At 71.8% G+C, this 12,205-nt stretch carries 9 protein-coding genes; 6 read left to right on the top strand and 3 right to left on the bottom strand.

What is annotated here, in order from left to right; all coding sequences use genetic code 11:
* Positions 1–145 precede the first annotated feature (145 nt).
* Positions 146–1,831: a protein kinase gene (locus ACFYVL_RS32230; RefSeq protein WP_389251164.1), complete on the bottom strand. Its 1,686-nt coding sequence runs from the start codon at positions 1,829–1,831 to the stop codon at positions 146–148.
* A 412-nt stretch (positions 1,832–2,243) separates the two neighbouring features.
* On the opposite strand from ACFYVL_RS32230, the gene ACFYVL_RS32225 reads away from it, so the two are divergent.
* The 6 genes from ACFYVL_RS32225 to ACFYVL_RS32200 all read left to right on the top strand — a co-directional run bounded on the left by ACFYVL_RS32225 (position 2,244) and on the right by ACFYVL_RS32200 (position 9,764).
* Positions 2,244–3,869, top strand: coding sequence for a protein kinase (locus tag ACFYVL_RS32225; RefSeq protein ID WP_389251162.1), 1,626 nt, complete (start codon positions 2,244–2,246; stop codon positions 3,867–3,869).
* Between the two features lie 228 nt (positions 3,870–4,097).
* Positions 4,098–4,622: a hypothetical protein gene (locus tag ACFYVL_RS32220; RefSeq protein ID WP_389251160.1), complete on the top strand. Its 525-nt coding sequence runs from the start codon at positions 4,098–4,100 to the stop codon at positions 4,620–4,622.
* A 61-nt stretch (positions 4,623–4,683) separates the two neighbouring features.
* Complete coding sequence (locus ACFYVL_RS32215) at positions 4,684–5,328, top strand: PadR family transcriptional regulator (protein ID WP_389251158.1); 645 nt, start codon at positions 4,684–4,686, stop codon at positions 5,326–5,328.
* Positions 5,329–5,451: 123 nt separating this feature from the next.
* A complete protein-coding gene (locus tag ACFYVL_RS32210; RefSeq protein ID WP_389251156.1) occupies positions 5,452–6,234 on the top strand; it encodes an ABC transporter ATP-binding protein in 783 nt (260 codons plus the stop codon).
* Entirely contained in the window at positions 6,231–9,101 is a 2,871-nt protein-coding gene (locus ACFYVL_RS32205) for an FtsX-like permease family protein (RefSeq protein ID WP_389251154.1), read from the top strand. Before ACFYVL_RS32210 ends, ACFYVL_RS32205 begins: the two co-directional genes overlap by 4 nt.
* Positions 9,102–9,224: 123 nt before the next feature.
* Entirely contained in the window at positions 9,225–9,764 is a 540-nt protein-coding gene (locus tag ACFYVL_RS32200) for a bacterial proteasome activator family protein (RefSeq protein ID WP_389251152.1), read from the top strand.
* Between the two features lie 232 nt (positions 9,765–9,996).
* On the opposite strand, the gene ACFYVL_RS32195 is transcribed toward ACFYVL_RS32200, so the two are convergent.
* Together ACFYVL_RS32195 and ACFYVL_RS32190 are read right to left on the bottom strand one after the other, a co-directional pair.
* Positions 9,997–10,977: an NAD(P)H-quinone oxidoreductase gene (locus ACFYVL_RS32195; protein WP_389251150.1), complete on the bottom strand. Its 981-nt coding sequence runs from the start codon at positions 10,975–10,977 to the stop codon at positions 9,997–9,999.
* Positions 10,978–11,056: 79 nt separating this feature from the next.
* Complete coding sequence (locus tag ACFYVL_RS32190) at positions 11,057–12,163, bottom strand: potassium channel family protein (RefSeq protein WP_389251148.1); 1,107 nt, start codon at positions 12,161–12,163, stop codon at positions 11,057–11,059.
* Positions 12,164–12,205 lie beyond the last annotated feature (42 nt).

The following is a 12,205-nucleotide window of genomic DNA, read 5'->3' as shown; positions in this document are numbered from 1 at the left end:
AGGGGGGGGCGGGGGGGCCCGCGGGGGGGGGGGGGGGGGGGGGCCCGGGCCCCGCGGGGGGGGGGGGGGGGGGGGGCCGGGGGGCCGCGGGGGGGGGGCCCCCGCCCCCCCCCCCCCCCCCCCCACCGAGGGTCCTGGGAGGTGCTTACGGAGTGGTGCCCGCCAGCGGGTCCGTACCGCCGTTGCCCGCACCGCCGCCGGCCGGATTGCCGCCGTTGCCCGCGCCGCCGCCCGCCGGGTCGGTGCCGCCGGGGTCGGTGCCGCCCGGGTCGGTGCCGCCGGGGTCCGTACCGCCGGGGTCCGTACCGCCGGGGTCGGTGCCGCCCGGGTCGGTGCCGCCGGGATCGGTTCCGCCCGGGTCCGTACCGCCGTTCGGCGGCTTGGTCACCGGGGGCTTGGTCGGGGTGGTCGGCTTGTTGGTCGGCTGGTTCGTCGGCTTGTTGGTGGGGGACTTCGTCGGCTTGTCGGTGGACGGGTAGTCGCCCGTGCCGCCGCCGGTCACCGTGCCGTTGCCGGTGTCGCCGTCGTTCCCGCCGGGAGTCTCCTCGTCCTCGGTCGGCGAGGGCGAGTTCTCGGTCTTCGACGGGGTGCTGGAGACGCTCGGCTTCTTCGTCGGCCCGTCCGTCGGGGTGTCCTTCATCGCACTCACCGCGTACGCCACACCGCCCGCGATGGCCAGGACCGCCAGGATCGCGAAGATCCACATCTTGCCCCGGCCGCCGCTGCCGCGGTCGTCGTAGCCGTCGTCGTACGACCCGTCGTGCGGGTTGCGCGGCGGCAGCATCGGGCCGCCCTGCTGGAACTGCGAGGTGTCGCCGTGCTGCGGGTGTCCCATCGCGGTCGTCGCTGCGACGCCGTGGGCGGGCGTGTAGCCGCTCTCGTGCATCTCGACGGGACCGGTGTTCCAGGTGCCGGTGTGGCTGCCCTGCTGCTGGAGCATCTGCAGCCCGTACTGGACCAGCCCGCGCATCTCCTCTGCGCTCTGGAACCGGTCGTCCGGGTCCTTCGCGAGGGCGCGCATGGCGAGGCCGTCCAGCTCCGGGGGCGCCACGTCCGACATCTCGGACGGCGGCACCGGAAGGTCCTGGACGTGCTGGTAGACCACCGACAGCGGCGTCTCGCCCATGAAGGGAGGCCGCAGCGCGAGCAGTTCGTACAGCAGACAGCCGGTCGCGTACAGGTCGGAACGGTGGTCGACGGCCTTGCCCAGCGCCTGCTCGGGGGAGAGGTACTGCGGGGTGCCCATGACCATGCCGGTCTGCGTCATCGTCGACTGCACGCCGTGCAGGGCGCGCGCGATGCCGAAGTCCATCACCTTGACCGCGCCGCCGTGCGTGATGATCACGTTCGCGGGCTTGATGTCGCGGTGCACGATGCCGTGCTGGTGGCTGTACGCGAGGGCCTCCAGCACGCCGGAGACGATGATCAGCGCCTGCTCCGGGCCCGGGGCCTCGGCGTTGAGCAGCAGGTCGCGGATGGTGTTGCCCTCGACGAGCTCCATCACGATGTAGGGGACGAGGTTGCCGCCGATGCGGTCCTCGCCCGAGTCGTACACGGCGACCACGGCATGGTGGTTGAGGCCGGCGACCGACTGTGCCTCGCGCGTGAAGCGGGCCTTGGCGACCGGGTCCTCGGCAAGGTCGGAGCGCAGCAGTTTCACCGCGACGGTGCGTCCGAGCCGTACGTCCTCGGCCGCGAAGACCTCGGCCATGCCGCCTCGGCCGAGCCGGTGCGTCAGCCGGTACCGGCCGTCACCGACAAGTCCGCCCATACCGAACGATTCCGGCAGGTCAGACACTCCACCGCCGGTGTCCTCGGGTTCGGGTGCCATCAGTCCTCGCCGTCATCATCCGTCCGCGCATCCGGGGGGACCTTTTCGGTCGTGTTCCCGGCTCGCGGTGGTCCACATGGTTCTCCGCCACGTCACGCTACAGCCTTGCGCGAGGCGCCCCTTCTCCGAGATGGACCTGCCATCAAAACCGTTGCGCCTGTACCCGTGCAAATTGCCCGTCCAGGGACCCGCTCCTCATAACACTTACGCGACCGTTCCTTGCGCGTACGGTCACGGAACGGGCACCTCGCTTGACGTGTCAGTGCCCTCGGGCAGACTTGGCCGGTAATGAGGGATGATCGCGGACTGTCGCGGTACGCACGACATCGGCACACGCGCCACACGAACACCAGCACATGCACCAGAACAACGGACTGACGCGGAACCACCGCGCCGAGGGGGATGCACAGTCATGAGCCAGGACGGCACGCAGGGCCGGTACGCGGGCGGCTCGGTGGCAGGTGGTCGGTACCAGCTCCGCGACCTGCTCGGCGAAGGCGGAATGGCCTCCGTCTATCTGGCCTACGACTCGGCGCTGGACCGCCAGGTCGCGATCAAGACATTGCACACGGAACTTGGACGCGAAGCGGCCTTCCGCGAACGCTTCCGGCGCGAGGCCCAGGCTGTGGCCAAGCTCTCGCACACCAACATCGTCTCGGTCTTCGACACCGGCGAGGACGACCTCGGCGGCGCGCAGATGCCGTACATCGTCATGGAGTACGTCGAGGGCAAGCCGCTCGGCTCGGTCCTCCAGGCAGACATCGAGGCCTACGGCGCGATGCCCGCCGACAAGGCGCTGAAGATCACCTCGGACGTGCTGGCGGCGCTGGAAACCAGCCACGAGATGGGCCTGGTCCACCGCGACATCAAGCCCGGCAACGTGATGATGACCAAGCGCAACGTGGTCAAGGTGATGGACTTCGGCATCGCCCGCGCGATGCAGTCCGGCGTCACCTCGATGACCCAGACCGGCATGGTCGTCGGCACCCCGCAGTACCTCTCGCCCGAGCAGGCGCTGGGACGCGGCGTGGACGCCCGCTCCGACCTGTACTCGGTCGGCATCATGCTGTTCCAACTGCTCACCGGCCGACTGCCGTTCGAGGCCGACTCGCCGCTGGCCATCGCGTACGCACACGTCCAGGAGGAGCCGGTCGCGCCGTCCTCCATCAACCGGAGCGTCCCGCCGGCCGTGGACGCGCTCGTCGCCCGCGCGCTCAAGAAGAACCCGAACGAGCGCTTCCCCAGCGCCGCCGCGATGGCCGACGAGTGCGCGCGCGTGCTGACCACGGTCCACCCCGGCGCCGCTCCGGCGATCGTGCCGGGCAGCGGCCCCACCCAGGGCAGCGGCTCCGGCGTGGGCTCGGCGGTGTTCCCGCCGGTCGACCAGAGCGGGGGCTACCCGCAGGGCAGCGTGCAGACGCCGTACCAGCCGCCGACCCCGGCCCCGAGCCCGTACGGCCCGGCGACCCCCGCTCCGGCCCACACGCCCACCCCTGCGCCCGCCTACGGCTATCCGAACCAGGGCTACGCGGCCCCCACTCCGGCACCGCCGGCCGCGTACACCCCGCAGCACGTCACGCACAGCCCGGCCCCGGCGCCCGCGAAGAAGAAGAACATGCCGCTGGTCGTCGGTGCGATCGCGGTCGCGCTGCTCGCGATCGGCGGCGTGATCTACGCCCTCGTGCCGAAGGACAACGGGACCGAGAACCCGAACCCGAACCCGGAGCAGGCGACCGGGCAGAAGGAGGGCTTCAAGGGTCCCGACCGGTCGAAGACCATCAAGACCACCGAGTGCACCCAGCCGGACGAGGACTCCCTCGACCCGACCAAGGTGAAGACCCCGGACTTCGTCTACAAGAACGTCCGCTCCGTGAAGGAGTGCCTCCAGGCGGCGGGCTGGCGCGTCCAGGAGAAGCCGGTCGACGAGAACCAGTGGGGCCAGGAGTCGGTCATCGAGCAGTACCCGCGCGGGGGCCAGCCGATGGACCCGGAGAAGACGACCATCGAACTCCAGGTCTCCACGGGCAACCCGGCGTAACGGTTTCCCTCTCCCGGACGGTCCCGCAGGGCGGCCCGGCACACCGACTCGGTGTGCCGGGCCGCTTTCGTTTGCGGGTGCTGGGCGGCTCAGGGGTGTTTGCGGGCTGCTGGGGAGCCGGGGTGCCGGGCGGCTTGGGTGTGTGGCGGTCCGGATGCCCGTTCTGTAGCGGTATGTGACGCTGAGTTCCCGATGGCTCGGCGGTACCGGACGGGAGGCGGTCGCCCGATGATCCCCAGGCTCCGTGCACGGTGCACCGTCGTCCTGGCAGCGGCGCTGCTGTGGTGCGGCCCGGCTGCCGCGTACGTGGCGGGCCCGGCGGCCCGCGCGGTGGGCCTGGCGGCCCTGTACGCGGCTCCCGCGCACGCGGCGACTCCTGCGGCTCCTGCGGTTCCTGGGACCCCTGGTGACCCGGCCGCCGCTCCCGCCCCGTACGTCACCGCGGAACCCGGTCCCGGCCGTCTCGCGGGGCGGCGGGCCGGGGCCGGACGGGTCCGCCCCGGCAGGGCACCAGAACCGGAAGAGGCGCACCCGGTTCCGGCCTATGTGCCGCAGGCCGTACCGCCCCCGCGACAGCAGCCGCGCCGCCCCGCCACCCCCCGCCCCGAACGGGAAAGCCCTGCTCCGGCGCGCCTGCGGCAGGCCGCACCGCCCCCGGCGCCGCTCGGCTTCGAGCCGCTTCCGCTGGGTGCAGGGATCGCCCTGGTGGGGCTGGGGCTGGGGTTCCTGGGGATGCGGATGCGCCGCAGGTAAGGGTCCCGGGCCGACGGGGAGCGGCTTGCCAGCAGAGGCATACTGGGTATACATACTGAGTATGTCGATCCGCCACGGGCTACTCGCCCTCCTCGAACAGGGCCCCCGGTACGGCTCCCAGCTGCGTACCGAATTCGAGTCCCGTACCGGCGCCACCTGGCCCCTGAACGTCGGGCAGGTCTACACGACGCTCAGCCGCCTGGAGCGCGACGGCATGGTCGTCCCGGACGGCGACGACGACGCCGGGCACCCGCTCTACGCGATCACCGACGCCGGACGCGAAGAACTGCACGAGTGGTTCGAGCGGCCGGTCGACCGCACCAGCCCGCCCCGCGACGAACTCGCCATCAAGCTCGCCATGGCCGTCGGCGCGGCCGGTGTCGACATCCGGGCCGTCATCCAGTCCCAGCGGAGCGCCACGCTGAAGGCCATGCAGGACTACACCCGGCTCAAGGCGCAGGCCCTGATCGCGGTCGAGGCCAGCAGCGGCCAGGAGAGCGAGCGCGGCCGCGACGACGTGGCCTGGCTGCTCGTGCTGGAACAGCTGATCTTCCAGACCGAGGCCGAGGCGCGCTGGCTCGACCACTGCGAGTCCCGGCTCGTCCGGCTCTCCGCCACGGCCGTGCGGGGAGCCACTCCGCCCCAGGCCGACACCACCAAGGCCGCCTCCGAGAAACCCGCTCGCGCGCGCCTCGGCCGCCGCTGAGCCCCCGGGCAGCAGTCGGCCGCCGGTTCCAGGAGAGCGCCGGCCGCCCGGACCACCCGTCTTCCGTACAACCGCCACGCCACACCCGTGCCGCGCGGCCCTTCCAGGGGGGACCCCTCACCCATGCCCGACCAGTCCCATCAGACCCAGGCGTCACGGCAGCCCGTGCTGCAGCTGGAGCAGCTGACGCGTGTGCACGGCAGCGGTGCCACCGAGGTGCACGCCCTGCGCGGTGTGAACCTGTCCGTCTACCCCGGCGAGCTCGTCGCCGTCATGGGCCCCTCCGGGTCCGGCAAGTCGACCCTGCTCACCATCGCGGGCGGCCTCGACAGCCCCACCTCGGGCCGTGTCGTCGTCGAGGGCAACGACATCACCCGGGTCAGCCGCAAGGAACTGGCCGCCCTGCGCCGCCGCAGCATCGGCTACGTCTTCCAGGACTACAACCTCATACCCGCGCTGACCGCGGCCGAGAACGTCGCCCTGCCCCGCGAACTCGACGGGACGTCCGCCCGCAAGGCCCGCGTCTCCGCGCTCGCCGCGCTGGAGGAGATGGACCTCGGCCACCTCGCCGACCGCTTCCCGGACGAGATGTCCGGCGGCCAGCAGCAGCGCGTGGCCATCGCCCGCGCCCTGGTCGGCGACCGCCGGCTGGTCCTCGCCGACGAGCCCACCGGCGCCCTGGACTCCGAGACCGGCGAGTCCGTCCTCGCCCTGCTCCGCTCGCGCTGCGACGCGGGCGCGGCCGGCATCCTCGTCACCCACGAACCGCGCTTCGCCGCCTGGGCGGACCGGGTTGTCTTCCTGCGCGACGGCTCCGTCGTCGACGAGACCATGCGCAGCGACGCCGAGTCCCTGCTCGCGGCGGGCACCGCGCCCGGCTCCGCCGGTCAGGCGGGCGCCAAGTGACCGGCTGGTACCACTCCTGGCTCGCGGCGATCCGGATCGCCCGCCGCGACGCCTGGCGCTCCAAGGGCCGCAGCATCCTGGTCCTCGCCATGATCGCGGTGCCCATCCTCGGCGTCAGCGCCGTCGACGTGACGCTGCGCAGTGCGGAACTGACCGCCGAACAGAAACTGGACCGTGAACTCGGGGCCGCCGACGCACGGCTGAGCGACCCCGGCTGGGGCGGGCTGGCGATCTTCCAGCCGCCGGATGCCCGGCACGAGGGCGCGGAGCCGGTCGAAGGCTTCGACGCCTACCGCAACAAGCCCTTCCCCGAGGGCAAGGCGGACATCAGCAAGGCCGTCCCGGCGGGTGCCAAGGTCCTCACCAGCACCGCCGCGATGACCCGGCTGCGCACCACGCACGGCCTGCTCGACACCGAGGTCCGCGAGGTCAAGGCCGCCGACCCGATGGCGGCGGGCTGGCACACGCTGCTCGACGGGCGCTTCCCGGAGAAGGCCGGCGAGGTCGCCGCGACGGCGCACTTCCTGGAGGCCAGCGGGCTGAAGATCGGCGACACCGTCACCGCGCGTGCCCTCGACACCGAGTTCACCGTCGTCGGCGCCTACGAGCTTCCCGACAGCCTGGAGTCCGACCAGGTCACGGCCCCGCCCGGGACGTTCATCGAGCCCCTGAACAAGGCGCTGGAGAAGGCCGGACTGCCGGAGGCCGCGGGCACCGCCTCGTACTACGTCTCCGTCGGGGGCGACGGTTTCACGTGGAACATGGTCAAGGCCGCCAACGCCAAGGGCATCCAGGTCGACTCCCGTTCCGTGATCCTCTCCCCGCCGCCGAAGTCCGAGGTGCCGTACTTCAAGAGGAACGGCTCCGACCAGATGACCTACGGCAACGAGACCGAGCAGATGCTCATGGTCGCCGTGACCATCGTGGTCCTCGCCCTGCTGGAGATCTGCCTGCTGGCCGGACCCGCCTTCGCGGTGGGCGCCCGCCGCTCGCGCCGCCAGCTCGGTCTCGTCGGCGCCAACGGCGGCGACCGCCGCCACATCCGGGCCATCGTGCTCTCCGGCGGACTGGTCATCGGTGTGACCGCGGCCGTCGTCGGTACCGCCCTCGGCATCGCGCTGACCCTGGCGCTGCAGCCGGTCCTCGAAGAGACCATGGGCAAGCGGTTCGGCTCGTTCACCCTGCGCCCGCTGGAACTGCTCGGGATCGCCCTGGTCGCCGTGCTCACCGGTCTGCTGGCCGCGATCGTGCCCGCGATCACCGCCTCCCGGCAGTCCGTACTGACCTCGCTCACCGGCCGCCGCGGCGTGCGGAAGGCCAACCGCGTCCTGCCCGTGATCGGCGTGATCGCCGTCCTCATCGGTGCCGCGATCGCCCTGTACGGGTCGATGGCCAGCGACAGCTATCTCCTGGTCGCCGGTGGCAGCGCACTCGCCGAGCTGGGTGTCGTCGCACTGACCCCGGTCCTGGTCGGCGCGTTCGGCCGGATCGGCGGCTGGCTGCCGCTCTCCCCCCGGCTCGCCCTGCGCGACGCGGTGCGCAACCGGGGACGTACGGCACCCGCCGTCGCCGCGGTGCTGGCCGCCGTCGCCGGCACCGTCGCGGTGGCCACCTACGCCGCCAGCGAGGAGGCCAAGGACCGGGCCGGCTACCAGGCCCAGCTTCCGTACGGCAGCGGCTACGCCACGACCGACGAGGCGGGCGGGCGCGACGTGCCCGCGATCCGCACGGCCGTGCAGTCGAACACCTCCCTCGACGTGCTCGCCGATCTGCGACGCATCGTCGTCGGCAGCAGGAACTGCACCACGTACAGCGAGGAGAAGGAGTGCGGGCAGTTCCAGATCGTCGTCCCGAAGGCCAACCGGTGCCCGCTGTACGACGGCCCCGACGGACCTGAGTCCTTCTCCGTCCCCGAACGGCGCAAGCTGGCCAAGGACTGGCGCTGCGCCCCTGCCCACGAGGGCGGCACCGCGCCGTCCGCCAACGGCGTGACCGTCGGTGACGTGAACGCCCTGAAGGCGCTCGACATCACCGACCCCGGCGTGATCAACGCCCTCAAGCAGGGCAAGGCCGTCTCCTTCGACCGGGGCAACGTCGTCAACGGCAAGACCGGCATCCGTCTCATCACCGACCGCAAGAAGGCCGAGGAGGCGACCGCCGCCAACAAGGACGCACCGGGCGAGGTACGCCAGCTGCCGGTGCACCTGGCGCCGACGAGCGTCAACTCGTACGGCCTCGAACTGCTGGTGCCGCCCGCGCTGGCCGAGTCCGCCGGGTTCACCACCGTCCCGTTCGGCGTGCTCTTCTCCACCTCCGCACTGCCCAGCACCGAGCAGACGCAGGCGCTCTCGGCCGACTTCGACAAGGTCGGGCTGCAGGGCGGAATGATGGGCGGCTGGATCATCGAGTCCGGGTACAGCAGCAAGAACAGCATCGTGATGCTGGCCCTGACCGTGTTCGCCGGGCTGGTCACCATCGGTGCGGCAGGCATCGCCACCGGGCTCGCCCAGGCCGACGCCGAACCCGACCTGAAGACGCTCTCCGCGGTCGGCGCCCCGCCCCGGGTGCGCCGCACCCTCAGCGGGTTCCAGTGCGGAACGGTCGCCCTGATGGGGGTGGTCCTCGGCTCGGCGGCGGGTGTGCTGCCCGCGATCGGGCTGATACTCACCCGGCAGCGGCAGAACGAGGCCAACTTCCAGGACAGCCTCGACCAGGGCTGGGGCGGCAGTCCGTCGGCCGAGCTGGCCGTCGTGATCCCGTGGGAGACCCTGGCCGCACTGCTGGTCGCCGTACCGCTGGGCGCGGCGCTCCTCGCGGCGCTGGTCACCCGCTCGCGGGGCGCGCTGGCCCGCCGGGCGGAGGCCTGAGGCTCCGCCCCCGGCAGCGTCCGCACCCGGTACGTGCCGGAAGCTGTGCCCCCGTACGAAGGTGGATCACCTTTGTGCGGGGGCACACCCACTTGTGAAGCACGTGTACGAGACAATGTCGGCATGGAGATGCCGAGGAGTGAACGGTCGCAGGAGAGCCCCCAGGTCCTGGTCGTCGGACAGGACGGAATGGCGCTCGGCGGCGGTGACGACGAGTCGCGCGAGGTGCCTGTGACGGACATGGTGGAACAGCCCGCGAAGGTCATGCGGATCGGCAGCATGATCAAGCAGCTCCTGGAGGAAGTCCGCGCGGCTCCCCTGGACGAGGCGAGCCGGGTACGGCTCAAGGACATCCACGCCAGTTCGGTGAAGGAGCTGGAGGACGGGCTCGCCCCCGAGCTGGTCGAGGAGCTGGAGCGCCTGTCGCTGCCGTTCACCGAGGAGGCCATCCCCTCCGAGGCGGAACTGCGCATCGCGCAGGCCCAGTTGGTGGGCTGGCTCGAAGGGCTCTTCCATGGCATCCAGACCGCGCTGTTCGCCCAGCAGATGGCGGCCCGTGCCCAGCTGGAGCAGATGCGCAGGGCTCTGCCGCCGGGTGCCTCGCACGAGGAGGACGAGGACGGCGGCCAGACGGCGTCCCGCACGGGCGGACCGTACCTGTAAGGCCCCGCAGTCCCTCGTGAACACGACGCACAGGGCCCGGGTTCCTCCCGTACTGGGGTGAGGAACCCGGGCCCTGTGCTGTCCGGGGCGGTGTGCCCGGGGCGACGCGGGCTCGGCACGCAGGCGCGCGGCACGCAGGCGCGCGGCACGCAGGCGCGCGGCACGCGGGTGCTCGGCGCGGCGGGTGCTCGGCGCGGCGGGTGCTCGGCGCGGCGGGCGTCGAATGGTGCGGTCAGTTCGCGGTGAGGAGGATCTTGCCGATGTGGCTGCCCTCGTCGAGCGCCTTGTGGGCCTCGGACGCCTGGTCCATCGGGAAGACCCGGTCGACCACCGGCCGCACCCGGCCCGCGGCGATCATCGGCCACACGTGCTCACGGACGGCCGCCACGATGGCCGCCTTCTCTCCCAGCGGCCGGGCCCGCAGCGAGGTCGCCGTGATCGCGGCACGCTTGCGCAGCAGGGCGTTGAGGTTCAGCTCGCCCTTCACCCCGCCCTGGAGCCCGATGATGGCGAGCCGGCCGCTGGTGGCGAGCGCCTTCACGTTCTGGTCGAGGTACTTCGCACCGATGATGTCGAGGATGACGTCGGCACCCGCCCCGTCGGTGGCCTTGCGCAGTTCCTGGACGAAGTCCTGCTCGCGGTAGTCGATCAGGATGTCGGCGCCCAGCTCCGCACACTGCGCCAGCTTCTCCGGTCCGCCCGCCGTGACCGCGACGCGGGCGCCGACGGTCTTGGCCAGCTGGATCGCCATGGTGCCGATGCCGCTGGCCCCGCCGTGCACGAGCAGCGTCTCGGCCGGGCGCAGGTGGGCGATCATGAAGACGTTGGACCAGACCGTGGCGGTCACCTCGGGCAGTGCCGCCGCTGTCACCAGGTCCACTCCGTCGGGCACCGGCAGCAGCTGTCCGGCAGGCACGACGACCTTCTGCGCGTAGCCGCCGCCGGAGAGCAGCGCGCACACCTCGTCGCCGACGGCCCAGCCGTGCACCCCCGCGCCCAGCGCCACGATGCGGCCCGAGCATTCCAGTCCGGGGTAGCGGGAGGCGCCGGGCGGCGGGTCGTAGAAGCCCTGCCGCTGGAGCAGATCGGCGCGGTTGACCGCGCTCGCGGCGACCTCGACGAGGACCTCGCCCTCGTTCGGAACGGGGTCGGGGACCTCCGCCCAGACGAGTGCCTCGGGGCCACCGGGTTCAGGGATCGTGATCGCATGCATGGCCTCGAAACTACCCCTGGTGCCCGGGATCAGTCCGAAGGGCCCGGACAACGGCCCCCGGACCGGTGAAGCGCCGCCGCTATTCCGCCGAGGTGAGCCGCACGCTGTTGCCCCCGTCGGCGGCCGGTGAGGCCCGGACGATCGAGATCACCCGGTCCGTGATCTGGAGCGGGCTCGCCTGCGGGTCGTCGTAGCCGAGCAGCCGGTGTCCGCGCAGCACGCTCACCACCAGGTCCTCGGTCTCCCGGACGTTCTTGCCGACCTCGCTCTTTATGACCGGTCGCTCGATCAGGTCGAGACCGCTGCCCTGCTGGATGAGGTCCTCCATCACGGTGCCCGCGCTCGGGCTGAGCACCGAGAGGCCGAGCAGCCGGCCCGCCGCGCTCGCGCTGGTGATCACGGCATCGGCCCCGGACTGGCGCAGCAGCGGGGCGTTCTCCTCCTCGCGGACCGCGGCGACGATCTTGGCTCCGCGGTTGAGCTGCCGGGCGGTGAGGGTGACGAGGACCGCGGTGTCGTCGCGCTGGGTGGCGATGACGATCTGCCGGGCCCGCTGGAGTTCGGCCCGCAGCAGCACGTCGCTGCGGGTCGCGTCGCCCACCACCCCGGTCAGTCCCTCGGCGTTGGCCGTCTCGATGACCTTGGCACTCGGGTCGACGACGACGATCTGTTCCTTCTTGAGGCCGGTCGCGAAGAGGGTCTGCATCGCGGACCTGCCCTTCGTACCGAAGCCGATGACAACGGTGTGGTCACGCAACTGGGACCTCCAGCGATTCAGCCGGAACTCTTCGCGGGTCCGCTCGGTGAGGACTTCGAGAGTGGTGCCGACGAGGATGATCAGAAAGAGCACGCGCAGCGGTGTCACGAGCAGCACGTTGGTGAGCCGTGCGCCGTCGCTGTACGGGACGATGTCGCCGTACCCGGTGGTGGAGAGGGTGACGGTCGAGTAGTAGATGGCGTCGAGGAGATCGACCCCGCCGTCGGAGTTGTCGTGATAGCCGTCGCGGTCGACCCATACGATCAGCACGGTCACCGCGAGCACGACCAACGCCATCATCAGGCGCTTGGCGACCTGTCGCAGGGGCCGCTCGACCACCTGCTTCGGCAGCTTCACCGGAGCGGCGTTCAGCTGCTCCTCGGCGCCTCGGGCCATGGCATCGTCGCCGGGCAGTTTCACGTGAAACATCCTTCGCTCGGGCCAGGGGCCTCAACGGCGCAACATCGTCGG

The sequence above is a fragment of the Streptomyces sp. NPDC004111 genome (assembly GCF_042874215.1).
Taxonomy (GTDB): domain Bacteria; phylum Actinomycetota; class Actinomycetes; order Streptomycetales; family Streptomycetaceae; genus Streptomyces.
This window is presented reverse-complemented; position numbering and strand designations above follow the sequence as displayed.

Excerpts from the sequence above, each read along its gene's own strand:
- ACFYVL_RS32195 (WP_389251150.1), bottom strand. The coding sequence starts at position 10,977 with ATGCATGCGATCACGATCCCTGAACCCGGTGGCCCCGAGGCACTCGTC.
- ACFYVL_RS32220 (WP_389251160.1), top strand. The coding sequence starts at position 4,098 with ATGATCCCCAGGCTCCGTGCACGGTGCACCGTCGTCCTGGCAGCGGCG.
- ACFYVL_RS32215 (WP_389251158.1), top strand. The coding sequence starts at position 4,684 with ATGTCGATCCGCCACGGGCTACTCGCCCTCCTCGAACAGGGCCCCCGG.
- ACFYVL_RS32190 (WP_389251148.1), bottom strand. The coding sequence starts at position 12,163 with ATGTTTCACGTGAAACTGCCCGGCGACGATGCCATGGCCCGAGGCGCC.
- ACFYVL_RS32200 (WP_389251152.1), top strand. The coding sequence starts at position 9,225 with ATGGAGATGCCGAGGAGTGAACGGTCGCAGGAGAGCCCCCAGGTCCTG.
- ACFYVL_RS32230 (WP_389251164.1), bottom strand. The coding sequence starts at position 1,831 with ATGGCACCCGAACCCGAGGACACCGGCGGTGGAGTGTCTGACCTGCCG.
- ACFYVL_RS32225 (WP_389251162.1), top strand. The coding sequence starts at position 2,244 with ATGAGCCAGGACGGCACGCAGGGCCGGTACGCGGGCGGCTCGGTGGCA.
- ACFYVL_RS32210 (WP_389251156.1), top strand. The coding sequence starts at position 5,452 with ATGCCCGACCAGTCCCATCAGACCCAGGCGTCACGGCAGCCCGTGCTG.